This window comes from Rapidithrix thailandica, from assembly GCF_039710355.1.
In the GTDB taxonomy this organism is placed as follows: Bacteria; Bacteroidota; Bacteroidia; order Cytophagales; family Flammeovirgaceae; genus Rapidithrix; species Rapidithrix thailandica.
In genome coordinates, this window is sequence record NZ_JBDKWZ010000019.1 from 1 (window position 1) to 23,151 (window position 23,151).

The window sequence follows — 23,151 nt, forward strand, 5'->3', positions numbered from 1 at the left end:
TGGCCATGGACCGCCAATCGTTTTGCTTTATTTAATTTTAGTACAACGGAAGACGGTGTAGATGGTATTGCCGATTTCGACTGGTTTCGCTATCAAGATACCTTGTCACAAACTGAAACCAGGCAAAATACCTCCTCTTCTACAAAGACATCAACAAGTATTTGGTTTGATAAGCCAGGGAAGTCGTTTGAAGAGTCGTGCCCCATAGGAAACGGACGCCTTGGCGCCATGGATTTAGGTGGCATAGCGACAGGCCGAATTGTGTTAAACGAAAGCTCAATGTGGTCTGGGGGGGAGTATCCAGCCGATAGATTAGACGCTTATCAATCGCTGCCCGAAGCACGTGAAAAATTATTTGCTGGCGATTATGAAGCTGCATCCGAATTACTTAAGGAAAAATTTAGCTATGCCGATGGGGTAAAAGGCTGGTGGGAAACCGACCAGTTTGGGTGTTATCAAACCTTAGGGGATTTAACTCTTCAATTTAATGATGCAAGCCCTAAGTTTACAGATTACCACCGCGAGCTTGATTTAATGACAGGAATTGCCACAACAACCTATACACAAAATGGCATTACATATACTCGTGAGTTAATTGCATCAAAACCCGAAGAAATTATCGCTATGCGGATTTCGACTGACAAAGCGGGGGAGTTAAACTTTTCGGCAGCATTGTCTCGAAAAGAAATAACGGCTCCGCAAGAGCTCGCATCTCCATTTTATAGCGAAAACAATTTGCAAATCATGGAAGGGCAATTACCCTTTACACCTCCGGGAGATAATATTAATGTTGGGGGCATAAAATATATGGCGGTTTTGTCGGCTCAAATACCAAAAGGAGAGCAAGGCATTATAAATACTACTGCAAACGGCATTCAAATTAAAGATGCTACCGAAGTCATTTTATTTGTTTCAGCGGGAACCAATTTAAGAAATCCACAGTATAAGTCACAAGTTCGAGAACGGATAAAGTTAGCCGAAAACCTTTCGTTTGAAACGCTGAAATATAATGCAGCGAATCTTCATCAATCGTTTATGGAGCGTTGTAAATTAACTTTACCCGATGGTAAGAACTCGCATTTAACAACCCCCGAAAGAGTTAAGTTAGTAAATGCAGAACCTGATCCGTCATTAGCGGCATTATTCTTTCAATTTGGCCGGCATTTAATGGTAGCTGGTTCCCAACCGGATTCCCCATTGCCTTTAAATTTACAAGGCATTTGGGCAGAAGAATTGAGTACACCATGGCGTGGCGATTTTCATAGTAATATTAATTTACAAATGAATTATTGGCCTGCTGAAGTTACAGGGCTTTCGGATTGTCATTTGCCTCTATTAGAGTTTATTAAACCTGTTGCAAAAAGTGGTGAACAAACAGCAAAAGCGTATTACAATGCACCCGGTTGGATGGCCTACCATACTCAAAACCCCTGGTACGAAACGGCACCTTCCCATTTACCCGCTTGTGTTGGTCCTGTTTGTGGCGATTGGTTAACACAGCATATCTGGATGCATTATAATTTCACACGCGATAAACAGTTTTTGAAAGCTAACTATTTTTTATTAAAAGGGGCTTCAGAGTTTATGCTTTCAGCTTTGGTAAAAGACCCCAAAACAGGGAGTTTGGTTACCAATCCATCGAATTCCCCAGAAAACGAATTTTACTACACCAAAAAGGATGGTACAAAGGGAAAAACAGCGTTTTGTGTGGGCTCAACCTTCGATATGCAAATTACCCGGAGTTTGTTTGAAAACACAGCTGAAGCTGCCCGTATTTTAAAAATTGATAAAGCCTTTGCTAAAAAATTAGACAAAGCTCGATCGCAGTTAACGCCTACTCAATTGGGCAAAGACGGCCGTATTATGGAATGGCAAGAAGAATTTGAAGAGGTAGACCCCAAGCACCGCCATGTATCGCATTTATGGGGACTGTACCCAGGCAATGAAATAACCCTTGCAAGCCCAGAATTGATGGAAGGTGCCCGTAAGAGTTTGTTAGTGCGTGGCGACCATGCAACAGGTTGGAGCATGGCTTGGAAAGCCAATTTTTGGGCGCGCTTACACGATGGAAATCATGCCAATATTTTAGTAAATAATTTAATAGCCAAAAGTGCTCCCAATTTATTTGATAGTCATCCGCCATTTCAAATCGATGGTAATTTTGGAGGCACAGCTTGTGTAGCCGAAATGTTATTGCAAAGCCATGAAAAATTAGATAAAGGAGATATTATCATCGATTTATTACCGGCATTACCCGACACTTGGAAAGATGGTAAGGTGTCTGGTTTGCGAGCACGTGGAAATTTTATTGTAGATATTGAATGGCAAAACGGTCAAGTTACAAAAGCAACTGTTGAGTCTGTTAAGGGAACAAAAGCACAAGTACGATATAATGGTAAGGTTAAAACAATAGAAACAGAAGTCGGTAAAACTGAAATCACCAATTAATTTATGGTTCAAGTGAAAACAATATTCAAATCATTATGTCCTTTAACTATGTTATCAACCCGCTGTGCGAGTTAAGTTTATGCATCCAGGCACGCTGCCAACTACCCTCCTTGCTCCATTTCCTGAAGTGGTGGTATATGGCTCCAAGCTTGGTCTTATTGCTTCTAATCAGTGACTTACAGAGTAGAAGCGACCAATGAACACCTGTTTTGAACTTGTAAAGAATGGCATTGACAACCTCCCCTAAGGGAACCTTGCTGACATAGCCACGTTTGGCTTTGCTTAAATAGGGAATAAAATGCCTAATTATCTATCTTTGTTTAGAATGCGTATCATGCTCTTGGGTTTAGTGGGAGGTCAGATATCCACTAAGTCCGGAGTTGATACGTGTTTTTTCATTTTTTTATTCGTAAAGTTCAAATCACTTCAGTATTAAAAAAATAAAAAAGTATAAGACGATTAGAACGTATTCCAAATGAAAAGACCTTCTTACATCTCTACCAAAAGTACCTTTACAATTACATTATTGGTGATATTTCTGACAGTTATCGGAGTATGGTTATTGGGACTGGGAAAGGAAAGAACCCTCATCGAAAACTCGGTTTGGTCTACCGGTATCTTATCGATTTCCTTTTTTCTTTTTATTTCCATCGGATTGTATAGAGGAGTGAAATTACAAGATAACCTGGGTAAAATCACGGACCGCTTTTCGATGGAAACCGTAGGTGAATGGCATGACGGGATGTTGGCTGGTAACTTGAAATTTCCGGATGAAGGGGATAATTTCTTGATAAACCTGCTTATTTGGCTGGTACTTATGATCGTGTTCAGCATATTCATTTGGGTGTTTGGAGCGATCCTTTGGATGGGAATATTGGCATTTGTTGCCATGCTCTATTGGATCTTTTTTAGAGCGCTCAGGTTGGTTTTCAAAAAATCGATGATCTGTAAAGGCAAGCCGGATAAAAGTATGCTGTATGGTGCCGGATATACGTTGATGTATACTTGTTGGATTTATGGAGTGATCTATTTAGTGTCGTTTTGGAAGGGCTGAAAAGAGTAGGGGGTGAAGGTTGAGGACTATAGGCTAAAGAAGCAGGCAGGCCCTTCTCCCGGAGGATACGGCCTGCCATAGGACAGAAATAAAATTTCCGGAGAAATGCTATTCTTTTCAGGCAAGGACTTTTTCTTCAGTTTCTTTGCCTTTATTGCTTTTTTGAAGCTTCTTAAACTTTCGATACTGAATATAAGAAACTACTGCGAGCAAGGCCACGAAAGCGATGGTCCAATACACAAAGTCGGGCACTGGTACGGGATCGCCTTTGGCGTAGGAATGTAAACCCGCCAAATAGTAATTTACACCAAAGGAGGTCATCAAAATAGAGGCAAACGCTAACAAGCCGGCCAGGTTAAAAGCATAATGCCCCTTCATGCCCGGAACGAAACGCATATGTAGAACAAATGCATATACTATGATACTGATCAATGCCCAGGTTTCTTTGGGATCCCAGGCCCAGTAGCGACCCCAGGATTCATTGGCCCAAACCCCTCCTAAAAATGTACCGACTGATAAGAGAAACAGTCCGATGGTCATGGACATTTCGTTGATACAGGTCAATTCCGTAATACTTTTACTCAGGGCCTTTTGGTTGTTTTCATTTTTGAAAATCATAAAAAACAAACTGAGTGTACCGAGTAAGGCCGACAAAGCAAGGGGGGCATAACTTCCGACAATTATTGCGACATGGATTTTAAGCCAGTAAGATTTCAGCACAGGTACCAGGTTGGTAATCTCCGGGTTAAGCCAATCCAGCCAGGCTACAAAAAGTAACGTACCGGAAAAAAGAACGGAAAGGGGTAAGGTAAAATCGGATTTTTTGCTGAAGACCCAACCAAATAGTAACAGTGACCAAGATACCAAAAGGGTCATTTCGTAGCCATTACTCCAAGGAGCATGCCCACCGGCATACCAACGTAAAAGCAAGTTGAAGGTGTGTAAGAGAAAGACGGCCATCGATAAAGCCAACATAAACCACCAGGAGGCTTTTACCCAAGTCCGTTTAACAGCAAAAACTCTCACAATTGCCAGGACTAACATGATGGGCCCTAATATCCAACAAACTTTAAAGAGAAAGCTAAACAAGTCGAGCCGGTTGTATAAGAGTTCGGCTTTGACTTGCTCTTCAGCTGGTAACACTGCTTCACCCATCTTGTTTTGATAGGTTTTAATATAGTCCAAATACTCTTCCGGTTTTTCCCATTGCTTATCGGTACGGGCTTGTTGAATGCTTTGATAATAGATCGGTAGAATATTTTTGACAAATACACTGTCCTCACCCTTGAACACGGAAGCATCTTGTTGCCCAGGGTACCAGGTATGCGAAGGATCATTGGGCAGAGGAAAGATTTTTAAATATTTTCCGCTAAGGGTATGATATAGAATATTAAACCGTTCATCCACATTGATCAATTCATTGTCCAATTCGGAGCGTTCGGCAGGTTTTTTCAAATTGGCTTTTTCTACTTGTTCGAATAAGAGGTAATTGCCTTTTTCATCAAAAAAGTCCCGGAAAGCTGCCAGGCTTTTTGAATTCACAGGGACAATCTTTTGAATTTCCTTCCCTTTTTTAGGATCAATCTTGATTAAGGGAATGAACGACCAAGCTGTTGGTTCGGCATTGATAGCCAAGAACACCTGATCGGCTGAGTACGTATAAGTTTCTTCTTTTACTTGAAAAGTATAATGCGTTTTGCGCATCAACTTTCTTAAAAATTCGGAAGCCAGGGAATTGATGGGTTTGATGCGTCCGTCCAGGTCTTGCACCAATAAGGCCCCAAAGTTATCCGCATGATTGGGTGCGATGTATTGTAGCGAAAGCCAATGGGTAATGTCTTCTTCATTGAAAGATTCCAATGAATCAACTTCGTTTGCTCTTGAAGAATAGGGGAGAGCGACAAGTAATGTCAAAAATACGGCTACCGGGACGCTTCGTTTTTTCAAGGAATTCAATTGTTTGTTTAATTGTAAAAAGCGGGAACCCTTACCGAATAAGGTAAGGAACATACCCAATCCCATGAGAAAGTAGCCCATATAAGTGATTTGTGTACCCCACCAATCGTGATTTACAGAGAGTACGGTACCTTTTTCATCCGTATCATAAGAGGCCTGAAAAAAGCGATACCCTTTGTAATCAAGTACATTGTTCATGAAAATACGGGTGGGCGTTTCTTGACCTGCATCCATCACGGTGACCTCACTGGCATAGGATGAGGGGCTTTGTGAACCCGGATACCGCTCCAATTGAAAATCCCGCAGATACAATGAAAAAGGAAGCTCGTGAACTTTCGGTCCATAACTCAGTACACAGTCGGCTCCTCCCACCTGTATTTGCTCTGGCCGGCTGATAAATCCTTGAGCAGACCATAAGTTCGCCTGTTGCGTTTCCCCGTTAAAGCTTACTTTCACAATCGTTAAATCGTCCAGTTGCTTGGCTTTTTCTTTGTCTTGACAAGTCACATATTTTAGCGAAGAATTGGCATGAATGGCCGGTATGGTAAACCGCAAGTTGTGGTGTTGATAGAGGGTGCGGAGTTTCAGTTTGGAATAACTCCCCCCCGGCAATATTCCCGCTTCCTGTGTATCCATATGCATAAATTGTAAAGGGACAGGATGACACATATAAAACCCGGAGTCCGTTTCGACCAAAGAGATCGTATTTTTTGTTTGGGGGCCAAATTGGAACGTCAGATGTTTGGTGTGGACTTGTTGCCCTTTTTGCAGAAAATGGTCCTTTCGCCCGGATGAGTCGGCCACAACTAACTGTAATAGTGCGCTCCCTTGGGTGTCTGGTATGATTTGAGGCTCGGCTTGTGGTATAAACTGAACAACTTCCAGGGCAATGGTTTTGTCTCCCATAGAGATTTCTTGATGGAAATCATGGTCGAAAAGACCTAGTTTTTCCTGAAATTCAAAGGCTTGTTGCCAGCCTGGAGTTTCGATCATTCCCGAAAGGTAAAATTTCTCTGTAATCATCCGGTTGTTGGCTTGGTTCTCCCGGATGCGGAGGATGCCTTCAAAACCCAGATAGCGGGTCACCCAGGCTCCTGCCAACACCAAAATGAAGGCGAGGTGAAACAAGAGAATCGGGAGTTTTTTTCTTTGTAAAAGTTTATATTTGAAAATATTTCCAATAAAGTTTACTCCTAACAGGAGCATGATCCACTCAAACCACCATGCTTCGTAGACCAGGTTGCGGGCAGCCGGAGTACCAAAATCATTTTCTACAAACGTGGCGGTTCCCATTGCCAAAGCATAAAGGAAAAATAAAACCAACGTTGTTTTTCCACTCACTATAAGACTCCAAATAGTTCTCATTATTGGTTCACGGATATGGTTATTAAGAATAAAGAATTGGGGGATTGAAAGAATGAATATTTCGGAAGGTTAAACTTTTTACTTGTGGGAGTCACCTCCTTCTCTTTTTTCAATAGAGGTGTTGATATAATAATACACCTCTATTGAAAATCTATTTACCCGTTTATTGCTGACTGATTTCTACATCCTGTTTTCCCGGAGTCTTATTGTTTGCCATCCAGGTAGGCAAGAGGTTTTTCTTAAATTCCGCCTTCTCTGATTTTAATTTTTCCATGTCCAGACCTACAAATACTTGAGCTTTTTCTTTGGTATTGATATCCGGATAAGGTACAGGCTGATTGTGTCCTAATTCGGAAAGCAACCGAGCCAATTTAATCCTTGCTTCTTGCGCAATGTCGATGCCTGAGCCGACTACCCGGCTGATTTCCACCGGAGAGTGGAAAGATCCTCCATGAGAAGCAGCCGCAAAATCCCAACGCCATTGTGCATGACGAATGTCCTGAAGGATGGCTTTCATTTGGCTTTCGGAAGCACCCAGTTCCCAGGCTTTGCCAGCCTCTACATGGGCACGAACAAGCAATTCTTCCAGTTTATTCTGATTGAATTTGATCTGGTTCTGACGGGTATAAACATCTTCGATCAAGTCTTTGGCATCCTCCCGGTGGCATACCTGGCAAGAGTTGGCCACGTTGTTGAGCGGAGATTGGATATGGTGGTCGGTGAATTTCTGTCCACCTTCACTGGTGTAAGGCATATGACAATCGGCACAAGAAACGCCCCGTTTGGCGTGGATTCCGGTGCTGAAGACTTCATAGCCGGGGTGTTGGGCTTTTAACATTGGCGTTTTGCTGATGGCATGCGTCCAGTCCGAAAACTCGATTTCATCGTAATATTTTTCCATATCTTCTACACTCGTTCCGTTTTTCCAAGGAAAGACCAGGTAGGGAATCCCTTCTTTTCCGGGAAGCTTTTTGTTAAAATAGTATTCTACATGGCATTGAGCACAAACCAAAGAGCGCATTTCCTGATGAGAAGCCTGGTTGATATCTTTTCCCATCGCTTCAAACGCCTCGATCAAGGCCGGACGCGAAATTTGAAGACTCATCGTATTCGGCTCGTGGCAATCTGCACATCCAATAGGGTTTACGACCTCAGCACCTTTGTCAGCCCACTTTCCGGAGTAAAATTCGGCAATTCCATTTTCATTCATTAAGCGGGGCACATCCGGACTTTTACAGGTCCAGCAAGTACTGGGCATGGGGCCATCGCCTTCTCCTTTCGGGCCTCCGGTACGCAAGGTATTATGAATATCATCAATGGCATAAAAGTGCCCGCGAGGCTGGCTGTAATCTTTGGAAAAACCATAGCCTGCCCAAAGCACTACCATACGAGGGTTTTCGTCCAATGCATCGCGAAGAGCGTTGCCATTGTGCAAGCTTTTGAAAGTGGTATCTGATGTTTTTAAAAACGATTGATATTGACGGGGATAGTTTTTGCCCCAAACGTCATTGCGCGGCTCATTGGCACCGATTTCCGTTTGCGGTTGATAAGCAAAGCGCGCTTCTGTCTTCCGGCTGACAATGCTCGAAGCCAATATTCCCAGAAAAAAGAAAAGGATTACGGTGGCTATGAATAGTAGCCAATTGCGTACGTTAGTTTTACCAGCCATTGTTTCGTTGATTTAATCTATGATTCAGAGTTTTAATTTTTTTTTATGAATTTTTAAAGGCCGTCATTTTAATGAAAGCCACTTTAGAGATGTGATTGACTACTGGTCGGAAGTCTTTTGAGTTTTGTCCTTTTCCATCTCTTTTTTGATCCACTCCGGCACTATCAGTTCTTTTTCCTCTTGTGATTTCAAAGGCTCAATATGATATCCGATTGCCGAAAGGCTTCTTACTCTGCCATGGGGTACTTCCCGGTGGCATTCCCAGCACAAGCGGTTGGTGCGACTGTTGATGTGATCGGCTACCCAAGAGGCGGTTTGAGCGTCAGTCACCTGATCGGTATGACAACGGATACAGTTGTCTTGAACTACTGCTACCGAAGGCGGCCGCATCTTGATGGTTTGAGGTTCCATGCGCAGGGTGAAAACAGAGGCATGGTACAAACCGTCCTTCGCTTTAAAATAGTAGGTGTTGGCTATATGATCATGGGGTACATGACAATCGTTGCAACTGGCCACTTCCCGGTGAGAACTATGTTTGTAAGTAATGTACTGAGGCGTCATCACATGGCAATTGATACAGGCCCGCGGATCATCTGACAGATAGGAATACGCTTCGGATAAGCGGATCATATAGATGCCCAACCCCAGAATTGCTCCTAATAAAATGATCACCGGAACTTGCCATTTTGGCGGTGGAATTAAAAATTTAAACATGCTCAAGGTTGTGTAGTGTATTTGTTTGCCTGAGCTAAATTATCATTCTTTCTATTGAAATTAAAGAGGTATTTGGAGGTAAAAAAGATGATTTTAATCATGGTTTTTAGGGAGAATATTTTTTATAGAAGAAAAGTGTAAAAAACAGGTTCTGTGTCTTTTGAGGTACTTCGCTTTATTTTTGAAACATTTTTCAGGAAAAAGAAAAAGGTTAATTCACTTCTTTATAAAAAAATATAAATTCCGTAGTTATTTGTCAGGGAAAAGCGATTGGTACTTGTCCTAAGGAAAAAGACATTCGAAAAATATGAAAGGAAGAAGAAAATTTCTACAACAACTCACGATTGGTTCGGCAGGTTTGATGTTGCCTTTTACTTCTGTGGCATTGGGTAAAACCCACAAATGGAAATCGTTGAAATTTGGCGTGATTGCCGATCCGCACAAAGACATCATCCCGGATGCGGACCAACGGCTAGAGGCCTTTATCGAAAAAGCAGAGGAAGAAAAACCTGATTTTATAATCAATTTGGGTGATTTTTGTTTTGCCAAGGAGCAAAATAAACCTTTTTTAAAGCGCTTCGAACAAGTAAAAGTTCCAACCTATCATGTCCTTGGCAATCATGATATGGATTATAATACCAAAGAGCAAATGATGGAATTTTTGGAGATGCCCGGAAAGTATTATTCTTTTGATAGCCAAGGTTATCATTTTGTGGTACTGGATGCGAACTATCTGTATCAGGACGGTACGTTTACCGACTATCAAAAAGGGAATTTTTATGTAGATTTCAATGTAAGAACTTTTATTGACGACCGTCAAATCGAATGGTTTCAAGCCGATTTGGAGGCGACTTCCAAGCCTACCATTGTTTTTTCTCATCAAGGCTTGATGCATCATCAAATGGGAGTAAAGAACCGGTTAAGACTTCAGTTAATTATGGAACAAGTCAACCAAAAGGCCGGGTACAATAAAGTAATAGCTTGTCTTAACGGGCATAACCATATCGACTTTCACCGGGTGCTGAATGGTATTCATTATTTTGAAATCAACAGTATGTCATATCATTGGTTTGGGCATAAGAAATTTTTAAACCATTATGACTCACAGCTTTTGGAACAATATCCCCATTTACCCAATATGGGTATGTACAAAGAGGCTTTGTATGCCTTTGTTTCGATTGAGCCCAAAGGAGGGATTTTAAAAGTACAAGGAGTGCGTAGTCAATGGGCGCCTGTTACTCCGGAGCGAGTGGGAATCCGTAAAGGTATTTTCGGAAGTGAAGGCACTCCGCAAATTTCCGATTACGAAGTAAAGTTATAGCTTCCCGGAAAATCGTAACAAAACAAAGGACTCCCCTTGACTTTATTAAGTGGAGCCCTTTTGTCGTTTGGTTAGGCAAGGTCAATTTCTTGTGTGAGATATACATCCTGAATCAAGTGCAATAACTCAATTCCCTCTTTCATCGGGCGTTGGAAGGCTTTGCGTCCGGAGATCAATCCCGAACCTCCGGCTCTTTTGTTAATCACGGCAGTTTTCGCAGCTTCGGCAAAATCAGAGGCTCCTTGAGAAGCTCCGCCGGAGTTGATCAATCCGATCCTGCCCATATAGCAGTTGGCTACTTGGTAGCGGCACAGGTCAATGGGGTGGTCGCTGCAAAGCTGTTCGTACATAGCCGGGTGGGTTTTGCCAAATTTCAATTGGGTAAAACCGCCATTATTGGTAGGGAGTTTTTGCTTGATCAAATCGGCCCGTAGTGTGACGCCGAGGTGATTGGCTTGCCCGGTCAGGTCGGCTGCCGTATGAAAATCCGTGGAACCCTTTTTGAAATCACTATTGCGCAAATAACACCAAAGCACGGTGGCCATGCCCAACTCATGGGCTTCTTCAAACGCCTGGGCAATTTCCACCATTTGCCGGTTAGCTTCTTCCGAACCAAAATAAATCGTAGCGCCTACTGCTACTGCACCCAGTTCCCACGCTTCGCGCACAGAGCCAAACAGTACTTGATCGTATTTATTCGGGTAAGTCAGTAATTCATTATGGTTGATTTTGACAATAAAAGGAATTTTATGGGCATATTTCCGGGACATTAAGGCCAAGCCTCCGAAGGTCGTAGCAACTGCGTTGCATCCTGCTTCGAGAGCTAATTCCAAAATATTTTCCGGGTCAAAATAAATCGGATTAGGCGCAAAAGAACTACCGGCTGTATGTTCGATACCTTGATCTACCGGCAATATAGAAAGATAGCCACTACCCGATAGTCTGCCTGTATGGTAAATTTGCTGCAAGCTCCTCAGCACTTGCGGTGAACGGTTACTATGGCCAAAAGCATTGTCCAAATGATCAGGGCCGGGGAGGTTCAGTTGTGTCTTGCTAAGGGTAGTACATTCATGTTGTAGTAAGGCTTCTGCTTCTTTGCCCAGAAGGGAAGCGATGTGATCCATGGTGTTCATAATTGATGTGTGTTTAAAGGTTTTTGTTTATTGTTGAAAGAGAACCAAAATGACTTGGAAGAGAAGCGCAATTGAGGAAGATTACTTCATTTTCCTATTCCATTTTATCCTTTCTCACTTTTATAAGAAAGATAAAAAAGGAATTCATTCTTTTCAAATGTAATCAGGCATTCCATCATAAAAGAAATGGCGAACAATGACTTTCTGAAAGGCTGTGAAAAATTGCTTTTTGTGATGGATAGAGATTCAGAGGGATATAAAATATGAGTAGGTGAGATAACCCGAAGCTCAAGATATTTAAAGAATTAATAGTTTAATAACCCTGACTTTTATTCCATATAATCTGTTTTTAAGTATTTGGCTATCATGGTTTTATTGATGATTGTGTCAAGTAGGGTTTACCTCCTTTCTCAAGCCCTGTTATTTGCTATCTTGAAAATTTATTTTTTACTATATGTATACTTTTTATTAAAAAAGTTTAGTATTTTTAAACTTAAAGAAGTACTATTCTCCTATATAGACAGGATTGTGAGATGTTACTGATTATACTTTGAAAGTACTCGTTTATTTGAGAATATATAAACCTTTGATTCAGATGTTAAAACTTGTCGTTTTTGATATGGCGGGTACCACCGTCAACAATACTTTTGGCGTACATGACAGCCTGATTGCTGCTTTTGCCAGTGAAGGCATTTCCATCGATCGGCAATTAGCCAATAAATCCATAGCAGTACCTAAGCCGGTAGGGGTGCGCAGGATATTGGATGCGGTAAAAGGAAAGGGGCATTGGGAAGAAATGCAGGCAGTAGCTATTCACGAAAGGTTTCAAAAAGAAATTATTCGATTTTATCAGGAAGATAAAAGTGTAGAGGAAATGCCAGGTTGTGTGGAGTTGTTTAAAAAATTAAAAGCCAAAGGAATCAAAATTGGGATTGATACGGGATTTGACAGACGGACAGCCAATGTTATTATCGAGCGTTTGAAGTGGCTTGAGAAGGGTTTGATTGATGCCAGTGTAACCAGTGATGAAGTGGAAAAAGGCCGGCCCTATCCGGATATGATTGTCCGGCATATGGAACAATTTCAGATTGGGTCTGCTAAGGAAGTGGCGAAAGTAGGAGACACTCCGGCTGATATTCAACAAGGGAAAAATACGGGTTGTGCTCAGGTCATTGCCATAAGTTCAGGAGCATTTACTCTTGAAGAGCTCCAACGGGAAGAACCGGATATAATCATCCATCATTTGTCGGAATTGTTAGAGATCTGGAATCTATAACGTAAGTGCTTATCCATCGAATCGTAAAGGGGCCCTATCCAAAGGCATATGAATGACCCGGCACTGAGGGAAGTGTTGATGTAAATATTCTTTAAAAACCTCCAGGGTATCAATAGAAATATGTTCGGGAGCTTTGGGATAGTGATTGTACACCAAATATTTTACCTCAATATTTCGATGCAGACAGGCCTCCAGTGACAATAAAGTATGATTGATGCTTCCCAAACGGGCCGAGCTGACCAAGGCCAATGGAAATTGATGCTCCTGAATAAAATCAATAGTGGTGTATCCCGGTTTGACCGGAACCAGCAAACCTCCGGCACCTTCTACCAATACGGTTTCATAAGAGGTTTGTAACTGTTCAATACTTTGTAATATGACGGAAGGATCAATTTCTTGTTTTTCCAAGGCAGCCGCCAAGTGGGGAGATGCCGGATACTTAAACACATAAGGGCAGGTCGCTCCCTGGTAATCTTCCGGAAGAAGGTCAATACCACAGAGCTTACGATGTGTTTGAATATCTTCCGAAATGCCTTGGCAACCTGTTTGGGCCATTTTGTGGGTGATTACTTTTTGCCCTTGATCCATTAGGTATTTGGCCAATAAACCGGTGAATATACTCTTGCCCGCGTCCGTATCGATAGCACTGATAAAAAGAGGTTTGTTCATGATGTTGGATCTTAATGATTGGTCAATCGTGGTCTTATTTTTTTCTTAAAATGATGATTTGTGGATGGTAAGTAAGCTTGACAGATCCGTTATGTTGACTGAATTGGCGGATATATTCTTCTTGAAACTGTTGAAATTTCCCGGGTGTCCACTTTTGCCTTTGAAGGCCGTTCACTCCGGTTTTTTGTAAATGCTTCAATACCTCTTTCGGGCAGGCAAAGTAGAGAGTTTCCCAAAACTCCTCGGTGTATGCTATTTCAAATATCTCTTGAAGTTCATGACTCCAACTACTTAACTCATAGTAGGTTAAGCCGCTTCCCGTTAAGGTTTTTATTTCTTTGAAATTTTCATTGCCAAAGGTGCTGAATGCAATCAGTGCCCCCTTTTTCAACGATGTATGGACCTTCTTTAAAAAGGCAAAGGGTGATTCAAACCATTGTATGGTAGAGCCACTGATCAGCAAATCCGTGGCTGTAGGGATATGTATCTTTTCCCCATCTCCCCAGCAATACTGTACGGATATTTGAGGATGGTTCTGTAAAATGACTTCGAGCAAAGGTTTTACCTCCGGTACCAGGTCGTTAAGGATGAGATGCTTGACAATCGCTTTTTCTAAAAAACACCGGGTCAGGGTTCCGGTTCCGGTGCCAATTTCAACAGCATTCTCAAAAACACTTCCTCCAAGTTCCAAGGTCTTATTGACGAGTTTTTCAGCGACTTTCCTTTGTACTTGAGCTTGTCCGGGATAAGATGCTAAACTCCGTTGAAACCGCTTTTTGACCACTGTCTTATCCATCTTCATACACTTAGTAATTGTTCCCAATTTTCAAAGAAATGAAAAGGAGCATGTGCTGCATCTAGCGTGTGCACCTCCGTACCACGTCCGTTCCAAAAATGAAGTAAATTTTTTATGGGAAAGATCCTGTCCTGGTTACCAATCAACGCCTTATCCCAGTTAAAGGAGGGAGTGGGGAGGGACATTACCTTCTCCAGGAAAAATGCCAGTTCTTCCCGCTGGTTTTCCAGGGTTCTTTGAGGGGGTGTAAATTGTTGAAAAGCACTTTTGCTTCCCAGCATTCTGAAAAAGAATTTGTCGCGCGAAGCCTCTGAAAAATGATCCAACGTACCTTGAAAAGTCGCAATGGGAATGCCCAACTCATCGTGAATGGCAGACAAAGTGCCGTTGATGGCGATGGTTTTAGTAAAAGGAAAGGTGTTGTTTTCAAACACATTCCCAGCTGCCCAAACACCCATGGACCATGCTACCAAATATACTTTTTGATAAGCTTCTAAAAATTGCCAATCTTCCTTCCAAGGGAGGTGGTACGAATGAATATAGCAAATGTCGGAGGTGTCAGAAGACAGGTGCGTCACGATTTGCTCATCGAGTCCCCAGCCCCCAAAGAAAAGGATAAGTTCTTGCGTTTCTTTTTCTCTTTTATTCCAAACCAGCTTCATAGGCTTTCAATGCTTCAATCAATAGGTTTATTTGTGATTCCTCCATCCCTGCATGTAATGTAAACCGGACCCTGGCAGTGCCTTTTGGTACGGTCGGATGCCGGATCGGCAAAGCATAGATTCCCTTGCTTTGTAAATACCCGGAAAGGTTTTCTGCTTGTTCATTACTGCCCACCACCACCGGTACAATATGTGAATCGCCCGGCACGGCAAAGTTCGAAAATTTCGTCAGTTCATTGCGAAGGTTTTGGGTGATTTGTTGTAGATGATTTCTTCTGTTTTGAAAATCAGAGAGTTGCTTAAGAATGAAATAAGTCCAGGCTACATTGACCGGAGGGAGACCTGTCGTAAAAATCAAACTCCGCATTTTATTGACAAGAAAGTCTTTAACTATCTGATTGCAAATGAGATAGGCGCCTTGTGAGGCCAGGGCTTTTCCAAATGTTCCCACAATCAAATCGACTGCTTGCAGGCACTGGGCTTCTTCGGCACAGCCCAAGCCCTTGTCGCCCCGTACGCCAATTGCATGGGCTTCATCCAGATACAAAATGAAGCCGTATTTTTTCTTTAAGGCAAGTAAAGCTTGTAAATCGGTCGTATCCCCATCCATACTGAAAATCGACTCAGTGACTACATAGATACATTTATGGGTTGAAGCGTGCCTTTGTAACAAGTTTTCCAAATGCTTGAAATCCTGGTGCTTGAACCGGACAAAGTCGCATGAAGCCAAGCGAAAACCATCGATCAGACTGGCATGCACCATTTTATCCGCAATGATTAAATCATCTTTATGGCATAAGGCAGAAAGGATACCTGTGTTGGCATGGTAGCCACTGTTCAAAATCAAGGCGGCTTCCCGTTGAAAAAGAGTGGCTAGTAGCTCTTCTGTCTTTAAATATTCTTTATGATTGCCTGTGAGTAGCCGGGAAGATGAAGCACTGAATGGGAATAGGGAAATATCCGGGTGTTTTTCAAAAAACTCTTTTTGTAAATGAGGTAAATCTCTCAAACCCAAATAATCATTGGATGATACATCCAGTAACTCTTTACCTGGCGGAGATTTTAAAAAACGGTGATTTTTACCTTCCTTTAGTTGGCTTAACTCCTGTTGCAAGGCTTGCTCAAACGTGTTCATGGTATGTATCGATTAGTCTATTTCAGCTCGTTTACAAGGGTCGATGAATTTCATGGGATAAGAGGATTACAAACTTAAAAGCTTGTTCGATGAGATGCAGGCCTGGGTTAACCTTTTGTCCACCTTCACTTCTTTTCTTCTATCCTTTCGTCCATACCTTTTTTGCAAGCTTAAGGAATTGTCTGCTTTTGGAGCGTAGTAGATGAGAATTTTTTCTATATTTTTATCTCTTCAAGTCCTTTTCGGAAGAATTGCTTTCATGAATTATGGAGGTAACCGGTATTTCAATCAATGATTTAAAACAAGCAAAATGAAAAACTCACTTCCCTTCACCATCCTTAGTCTATTACTTCTGTTTTTTAATACGGCCACAGCGCAAAAGCAAGCGGATCTTTTAGCTTCCCAGACTTACTATCAGGGATTGGTGGACTTTTACTATGATTCCTTGAATGATAAAATTTATTTTTCGGTGAGTAAGTCGCAATTGAATGAGGAAATTTTATACATTCATTCTTTGGCTACAGGCGTAGGGTCAAATGATATCGGTTTGGATAGGGGGCAATTAGGGGCTGAACGAATTGTAAAATTTGAGAAAGCCGGAAATAAGCTTTTGTTAGTACAACCTAATTATAAATTCAGGGCCAAGAGTAATAATGCCGCAGAAGTAGCTGCTATGGAGCAAGCATTTGCACAATCAATATTGTGGGGATTTAAAATTGAACAAGAAAACTCCGGACGTTATTTGATAGACGCTACAAACTTTTTATTGCGTGATGCCCATGGAGTAAGCCGGACTTTGGCCCGGAAAAACCAAGGGAATTACGCATTGGATTTGACCCGGTCCGCATTTTATTTACCCAGGACGAAAAATTTTCCTAAAAACACCGAATTTGAAGTGACCCTTACTTTTACAGGAAAGCCCGAAGGTCGTTGGATAAACTCCGTTACTCCTAATGCCGAAGCCGTTACCGTACGTCAGCACCATAGTTTTGTCTCCTTACCTGACAATAATTACCAAGCACGGAAATTTGATCCCAGAGCGGGTTACTTTTCGATGGCCTATTATGATTATGCGGTACCGTTAGGAGTGCCATTGGAGCAAAAATTTATTGCCCGGCACCGTTTGGAAAAGAAAGATCCCAAGGCGAAAGTAAGTGAACCGGTCAAACCTATTGTATATTATTTGGATCCCGGTACTCCCGAGCCGATCCGTTCGGCTTTGCTGGACGGGGCCCGTTGGTGGAATCAGGCGTTTGAAGCCATCGGTTACAAAGAGGCTTTTCAGGTAAAAATGCTACCGGATGGAGCAGATCCGATGGATGTTCGCTATAATATGATCCAGTGGGTGCATCGCTCTACCCGGGGGTGGTCCTATGGGGCTTCTGTCATCGACCCTCGAACCGGAGAAATCATCAAAGGGCACGTGACTTTGGGCTCACTCCGGGTGCGTCAAGACTATTTGATTGCGGAAGGCTTGTTAGCCCCTTATAAAGATGGCGAAAAGGTGCCGGATGCAATGGAAAAAATGGCTTTGGCCCGTTTGCGCCAGCTCTCGGCTCATGAAGTGGGACATACCCTGGGTTTGGCCCATAGCTATGCATCCAGTACCGAAGGCAGAGCCTCCGTGATGGACTATCCGCATCCTTATGTTTTTGTAAAAGGCGGAAAGATTGTATTGGACAATGCTTACGATGATCGAATCGGAGCCTGGGACAAGGTGGCTATTGCTTATGGGTACCAGGATTTTCCGGAAGGCACAGATGAAAATAAAGCCCTGAATGATATCATAAGCGCTTCTTTGAAGGAAGGCTTGACTTTTTTGTCAGATCAGGACGCCCGGCCTCAAGGTAGTGCCCATCCGAATGCACATTTATGGGACAATGGTAAAGACGTTGTGGCAGAACTGGAGCGAATGATGGAAATCAGGAAAATAGCCTTGACGAATTTTGGGGAAGAAGCCATTCGAAAAGGGGAAGCTTTGGCTAAATTGGAGGAAGTGTTGACTCCCCTGTACTTCTTTCACCGCTATCAAACGGAAGCTGTAGCCAAAGTGTTGGGGGGATTGGAATACCGCTATGCTTTACGGGGTGACGGGCAGTTTGCTACGAAAATGATTGACCCGGAGTGGCAGAAAAGGGCTCTGGAAAGTTTGGTCAAAACCTTGGACCCAAGTTTTCTGGCATTGAATGAAGAATTGATGGCACAAATACCGCCCAGGCCTATGGGTAGCTACCGCAATCGTGAAATTATAAAAGTCAAAACCGGAATGACGTTCGATCCCTTATCAGCTGCCGAGTCCGCTGCGGATATGACGTTGAGTTTATTGCTACATCCCGAAAGGGCCAACCGCTTGGTGGAATATCATGCCCGGAATGAAGAGCAGCCAGGTTTGGAGTATGTTATTAAGCGTTTGATTAAAACGACCATTATGAAGCCTTTTCCGAAAAATTTTGAAAAAGAGGTTCAAATGACCATAGACAATGTCGTATTACAAAAGTTGATGGAGTTGGCCGTGAATCCCAAATCTAGCAATAAAGTGAAGGCTATTGCGCATTATCACTTGGACTTGTTGAAAGAGTGGCTAGAAGATAAAGCGGAATATGCATTGCCTGAATCAAAAGTTCATTATGGATATGGTTTAAAATTAATTAAGGCTTTTGAAAAGGAACCGGAAAAATACAAAGTATCAGATCTGTTACCACTTCCGGATGGCTCACCCATCGGGATGGAGTGGGGATGCGGGCAGTAGGGAGGGAGTTTAAGGTGTTAGGGATTAGTGGGGGAAATTAGCTAAACTAACCCCTAACACCTGATCTCATAATAGTTTTGAGAGTTTTACCCTTCTCGAGCTACTTCCACCATTGCTTGGGTTAGTTTACTTAGTTGTTCTTTTTCCATTATAAATGGAGGCATCGTATAGATTAATTTACCAAAAGGCCGTATCCACACGCCTTTTTTTACAAATTGAGCCTGGACTTTGGCCATGTCAACCGGAGCTTTCATCTCAATGACTCCGATAGCGCCCAACACCCGGACATCTTGTACAGCATTTAAGTGTCTGGCTTCTTCAAGTTCCTCGCGAAGTTGTGTTTCAAGTGACCGGATACGCAATTTCCAGTCACTATCTAGCAATAGTTGAAGGCTGGCATTTGCTACGGCACAGGCTAGTGGGTTCCCCATAAAGGTAGGGCCGTGCATAAACACTCCGGGGGCTTGAGAAGAAATCGTTTCCGCTACTTTTTTCGAAGTCAAAGTGGCTGCAAAGCTCATGTAACCACCCGTCAGGGCTTTTCCTAAGCAAAGAATATCGGGACTAACCTGAGCGTGATGACAGGCAAATAACTCCCCGGTTCGACCGAATCCCGTGGCGATTTCATCACAAATCAATAAGATGTCCAGTTCATCGCAAAGCTTTCTTAATTCTTTTAAATATTGCGGATGGTAGAACCACATACCCCCGGCCCCTTGCACAATAGGTTCCAGAACAACCGCGGCAATTTCTTGGTGGTTTTCCATCAGTAGGTTTTTCATGGAAGTAAAGCTTTCCGGGTCCCAGTCACCTCCAAACCGGCATTGAGGTTGCTCGGCAAAGTGTTGCACATTCAAACGGCCTTTCCAGATGGTATGCATACCCGTACCCGGATCGCATACGGACATAGTGTGCCAGGTATCTCCATAATAGCCATTGCGGATGGTGGCAAATTTGCATTTGTGAGTATTACCTCTCGCATGCCAATATTGCAAAGCCATCTTTAATGCTACTTCTACCGCTACCGAACCGGAATCGGAAAAAAAGACCCAGTCTAATGAAGAAGGAGTGATTTCCACTAGTTTTTTAGTGAGAGCCACGGCTGGTTCATGAGTAAGCCCCCCGAACATAATATGGGCCATTTGTCCGGTTTGCTTGTGAATAGCTTCGTTTAACACCGGGTGATTATATCCGTGAATCGCAGCCCACCAAGAGGACATACCATCCACTAGTTTGCGGTCATCCATCAATTCTATCCACACACCTTTAGCCGATTTTACCGGATAAACAGGCAGGGGGGTAGTGGCTGATGTATAGGGATGCCATATATGTTGTTTGTCGTACGAAAGCAATGTGCTGATATCGTTCATAGGTTTGATTTTCTTTTGAAAACAGCTCCAAAACTATAAAACCCGAAGGGAGTATTGTTATCCCTCCGGGTTTATTTTTCATCCAGATCGTATGTTACTTTAGAGAACGTTAATTTGTTCTTTTGTCAATCCGGTCAGCTCAATGATTTCCTCAATAGAATATCCTTTCGTCAAGAGCTTTTTAGCAATGTCTAGTTTCCCTTCCACAATTCCTTCTTGTTTACCTTCCAATCGTCCTTCTTCTTTGGCCGTATCCAATGAATTCTTCAAGTCTCTGTAGTATTTTAAGCTGTCTTCATAGGATCGTACCTGTTCGGGAGTAAACCGGGCAATTTCTGCCGTCTCGAACAATTTTTCAAAAATCCGTTCCCGAAGTTTATCGGGGATGCTGTCAAGCCGGTTCAGGTTTCTGATTACATACAACCATTTGTCAAAGTGGGTCTCCAGTTCATCCACGGTTTTGTTGAACTTGGGCATTTCCAGGTAAATGAAAGTCAATTTATGATAAAAGACTTCATTGGTTTCAATGTCTTTGAGTTTGATATCGTATCGGAATTTGTCCGGATCGTCCTTATCTTCATCAAAGATAAAATCGAGAATGGCAATGGTATACACGGCTTTCAGTTCGTAATTCCAGTCGGCTCTTTTGGCCTGCTCCCGGATGGGAAAGGTGGAGTAATAGACGGTTCTGTCTTTAAAGAAGTTTTGCTTGGTTTTTTGCAATTCCACGATAAACTTTTCCCCTCTTTCATTTTCGCAGTAGAGGTCAAAAATAGCTTTCCGGTCGAGCGCTCCGGAGCCCAGGTGCTCGCTTTTGAGGTAGGTCAGATCTTTGATTTTGCCTTGTTCTTCCTCCAGCAATACATTCAGGAAGTCGAGCAACAAATCTTTGTTAGGTTCCTCTCCAAATAGCTTTTTAAAACCGTAATCGGTAAACGGATTGATATATTTCTCAGTGAATTCAGTCATTATTTTGACAGCTTTTTACAAAAATACAAAATATTCTTCAGCGTATTCAGAAGCCCGTTTATAACTTTTATTCCTTCTAACTTGTAGCCGGTTCAATTCTCAGAGAGAGTTTTTTTATTGCCGTTCAGGTATTTTATTCTCGGTAAGAACCTATCAAAATTCGTTACACCCCTTTGATGATGAAAAGCCTTCGTTTTAAGGATTTTCAAAATGATGCATTGAGGTTCCTGAAATGGGGATTTTTAATCCAAAATCCGAAATTTAGACAATGCTTTTAAGCTGAAAAAAATATTAATCAGAAATTGAAATAAATAACTTTGTGGTAGTTAAGAAAAACGCCAACTTATTTGGTGGAATATCCGTAGTTAAGACAAATTAAAAAAGGTTATTTTCGTACTCGAACTACTATGAAATATACGTTATTTTTACTTCTGTTTCTCAACCTTCCATTTTCTTCGGCAACCTTTGCTCAAGACTCAAAAGAGGCAAATTATGCCACCATTCACCTTTATCGACCAAGGCAATTTGCGGGAGGGTTGATCAAAACAATGCTTTATTTCAATGGTCAAGACGTTTTGATGATGCCCAGTGGTTCCAAACTTACCTATAAAATCTATTCGGAAGGGCTGTTGCATATCAGGCTCAATAGTAGTAATATACTTGATTATGAGGAGGGTGATCGAGTAACAAGTAAAGGCCTTCGCTTGAATGTAAGACATGGAGAAAACTATTATATAAAAATCTTCAGGGAAATGGAAACGATGGTTTTAATACCTGTTTCTGAAGCTGTGGGACGTGAAGATTTTCAGCGAAAAAAAATGTTCAAACACAGAGGAATGTACAAAGAGGAAGATTTGAACTTTCCGGTTATTAATAATCATTACTATCCCGACTTGGCTACTTCAACCCCTCTTGCGACTCATCAGGAAGAGGCTTATCCTTTAGAAAAAACGAATGAAAGTGTATATCCGAGTGAACAACCCTCTCAAACAGAAGAAATAAGGAGTGAATTATATGAAAAATTAGTACAAAATGAACGAGAGAATTCCAATGCCATAGCGGTAGTTATAGGAAACAAAGATTATCATGGAAAAGATATTCCCAAGGTAGCCTATGCGTTGAACGATGCCCGGTTAGTAAAAGAAATGCTCATTCGCTCTTTTGGGTTTAAGCCTGGAAATATTATTTATATGGAAAATGCCAGCAAGGCAAATTTTGAAACGGTATTTGGAATAAAAGGCAACCATAAAGGTCGTTTGTATAATTATGTAAAACCGGGAGAGTCGGATGTGTTTATTTACTATAGCGGGCATGGGGCACCTGATCCCGAAAGTAAAAACCCTTATTTCGTTCCGGTGGATTGTGATCCGCAGCTCGTGGCTTTGAGTGGGTATTCGCAAGAAGTATTGTATGAAAACCTGAGTAAAGTTTCGTATAAATCTTTGAGTGTAGTAGTGGATGCTTGTTTTAGTGGAGCCAGTGAAGAAGGAATGTTGGTTAAAAATATTTCTCCGGTATTTATCAATACAAAAGAAAAGCTTTTTCAAGATCCCAAGGTCAGTATCTTGACTTCGGCCAAAGGCACGGAGGTTTCTTCCTGGTATCCGGAAAAACAACATTCATTATTCACTTATTATCTTGTGAATGGCTTTACCGGAGTAGCAGATCAGGATCAAAATCATAAAATTTCGCTGAATGAAATAAAAGAATATCTCTCCGAACATGTCACCTACATGGCCAGAAGATTAAATGGAAGGGAGCAAAATCCGCAAATCAACGGTGAAGTAGAGAAAACCCTTTTGACTTACTGAAGGCGGAATGCATTTCATAAAAAAGGCCGTTTGAACAAACGGCCTTTTTTATGA

At 42.0% G+C, this 23,151-nt stretch carries 17 protein-coding genes; 6 read left to right on the top strand and 11 right to left on the bottom strand.

Annotated features, from left to right (window positions below; all coding sequences use genetic code 11):
• The coding region (locus AAG747_RS24150; RefSeq protein WP_346823819.1) for a glycoside hydrolase family 95 protein at positions 1-2,448 on the top strand (2,448 nt) is incomplete at its 5' end.
• A 46-nt stretch (positions 2,449-2,494) separates the two neighbouring features.
• On the opposite strand, the gene AAG747_RS29245 is transcribed toward AAG747_RS24150, so the two are convergent.
• Positions 2,495-2,758: a transposase gene (locus tag AAG747_RS29245; RefSeq protein WP_430300671.1), complete on the bottom strand. Its 264-nt coding sequence runs from the start codon at positions 2,756-2,758 to the stop codon at positions 2,495-2,497.
• 165 nt (positions 2,759-2,923) lie between these two features.
• Here AAG747_RS29245 and AAG747_RS24155 point away from each other — a divergent pair, with 165 nt between their 5' ends.
• Positions 2,924-3,502: a hypothetical protein gene (locus tag AAG747_RS24155; RefSeq protein WP_346823820.1), complete on the top strand. Its 579-nt coding sequence runs from the start codon at positions 2,924-2,926 to the stop codon at positions 3,500-3,502.
• Between the two features lie 117 nt (positions 3,503-3,619).
• Here AAG747_RS24155 and AAG747_RS24160 read toward each other — a convergent pair whose 3' ends face one another.
• From AAG747_RS24160 to nrfH, 3 genes are all read right to left on the bottom strand, one after another.
• Entirely contained in the window at positions 3,620-6,823 is a 3,204-nt protein-coding gene (locus tag AAG747_RS24160) for a cytochrome c biogenesis protein CcsA (protein WP_346823821.1), read from the bottom strand.
• A 163-nt stretch (positions 6,824-6,986) separates the two neighbouring features.
• A complete protein-coding gene (gene nrfA / locus AAG747_RS24165; protein ID WP_346823822.1) occupies positions 6,987-8,492 on the bottom strand; it encodes an ammonia-forming cytochrome c nitrite reductase in 1,506 nt (501 codons plus the stop codon).
• 99 nt (positions 8,493-8,591) lie between these two features.
• The gene (gene nrfH / locus AAG747_RS24170) at positions 8,592-9,206 is read right to left on the bottom strand and encodes a cytochrome c nitrite reductase small subunit (RefSeq protein ID WP_346823823.1); all 615 of its coding nucleotides are present in this window, start codon (positions 9,204-9,206) and stop codon (positions 8,592-8,594) included.
• A 307-nt stretch (positions 9,207-9,513) separates the two neighbouring features.
• Here nrfH and AAG747_RS24175 point away from each other — a divergent pair, with 307 nt between their 5' ends.
• Entirely contained in the window at positions 9,514-10,527 is a 1,014-nt protein-coding gene (locus AAG747_RS24175) for a metallophosphoesterase family protein (protein WP_346823824.1), read from the top strand.
• 71 nt (positions 10,528-10,598) lie between these two features.
• Here the strand turns inward: AAG747_RS24175 and AAG747_RS24180 are convergent, their stop codons facing one another.
• Positions 10,599-11,660, bottom strand: coding sequence for a class I fructose-bisphosphate aldolase (locus tag AAG747_RS24180; protein ID WP_346823825.1), 1,062 nt, complete (start codon positions 11,658-11,660; stop codon positions 10,599-10,601).
• A gap of 595 nt (positions 11,661-12,255) precedes the next feature.
• On the opposite strand from AAG747_RS24180, the gene AAG747_RS24185 reads away from it, so the two are divergent.
• Positions 12,256-12,936 (top strand): HAD family hydrolase, encoded by a 681-nt coding sequence (locus AAG747_RS24185; protein WP_346823826.1) that lies wholly within the window; start codon positions 12,256-12,258, stop codon positions 12,934-12,936.
• A gap of 9 nt (positions 12,937-12,945) precedes the next feature.
• On the opposite strand, the gene bioD is transcribed toward AAG747_RS24185, so the two are convergent.
• From bioD to AAG747_RS24205, 4 genes are read right to left on the bottom strand one after another with little or no spacing between them, the layout of a single operon-like run.
• The gene (gene bioD, locus AAG747_RS24190; protein WP_346823827.1) at positions 12,946-13,605 is read right to left on the bottom strand and encodes a dethiobiotin synthase; all 660 of its coding nucleotides are present in this window, start codon (positions 13,603-13,605) and stop codon (positions 12,946-12,948) included.
• Positions 13,606-13,639: 34 nt separating this feature from the next.
• Positions 13,640-14,407 carry a methyltransferase domain-containing protein gene (locus AAG747_RS24195; protein WP_346823828.1) on the bottom strand — a complete coding sequence of 256 codons (768 nt, stop codon included), beginning with the start codon at positions 14,405-14,407 and terminating at the stop codon, positions 13,640-13,642.
• The gene (locus AAG747_RS24200) at positions 14,404-15,063 is read right to left on the bottom strand and encodes a DUF452 family protein (RefSeq protein ID WP_346823829.1); all 660 of its coding nucleotides are present in this window, start codon (positions 15,061-15,063) and stop codon (positions 14,404-14,406) included. The genes AAG747_RS24195 and AAG747_RS24200 overlap by 4 nt, the downstream gene beginning before the upstream one ends.
• Positions 15,044-16,198 carry an aminotransferase class I/II-fold pyridoxal phosphate-dependent enzyme gene (locus AAG747_RS24205; RefSeq protein ID WP_346823830.1) on the bottom strand — a complete coding sequence of 385 codons (1,155 nt, stop codon included), beginning with the start codon at positions 16,196-16,198 and terminating at the stop codon, positions 15,044-15,046. The genes AAG747_RS24200 and AAG747_RS24205 overlap by 20 nt, the downstream gene beginning before the upstream one ends.
• Before the next feature lie 310 nt (positions 16,199-16,508).
• Here AAG747_RS24205 and AAG747_RS24210 point away from each other — a divergent pair, with 310 nt between their 5' ends.
• Positions 16,509-18,947: a zinc-dependent metalloprotease gene (locus tag AAG747_RS24210; protein WP_346823831.1), complete on the top strand. Its 2,439-nt coding sequence runs from the start codon at positions 16,509-16,511 to the stop codon at positions 18,945-18,947.
• A gap of 86 nt (positions 18,948-19,033) precedes the next feature.
• Here AAG747_RS24210 and bioA read toward each other — a convergent pair whose 3' ends face one another.
• Both bioA and AAG747_RS24220 read right to left on the bottom strand, forming a co-directional pair.
• Complete coding sequence (bioA, locus tag AAG747_RS24215; RefSeq protein WP_346823832.1) at positions 19,034-20,317, bottom strand: adenosylmethionine--8-amino-7-oxononanoate transaminase; 1,284 nt, start codon at positions 20,315-20,317, stop codon at positions 19,034-19,036.
• A gap of 99 nt (positions 20,318-20,416) precedes the next feature.
• Positions 20,417-21,286, bottom strand: coding sequence for an Rpn family recombination-promoting nuclease/putative transposase (locus AAG747_RS24220; RefSeq protein WP_346823833.1), 870 nt, complete (start codon positions 21,284-21,286; stop codon positions 20,417-20,419).
• Between the two features lie 407 nt (positions 21,287-21,693).
• Here AAG747_RS24220 and AAG747_RS24225 point away from each other — a divergent pair, with 407 nt between their 5' ends.
• A complete protein-coding gene (locus AAG747_RS24225; protein ID WP_346823834.1) occupies positions 21,694-23,097 on the top strand; it encodes a caspase family protein in 1,404 nt (467 codons plus the stop codon).
• Positions 23,098-23,151: the final 54 nt, after the last annotated feature.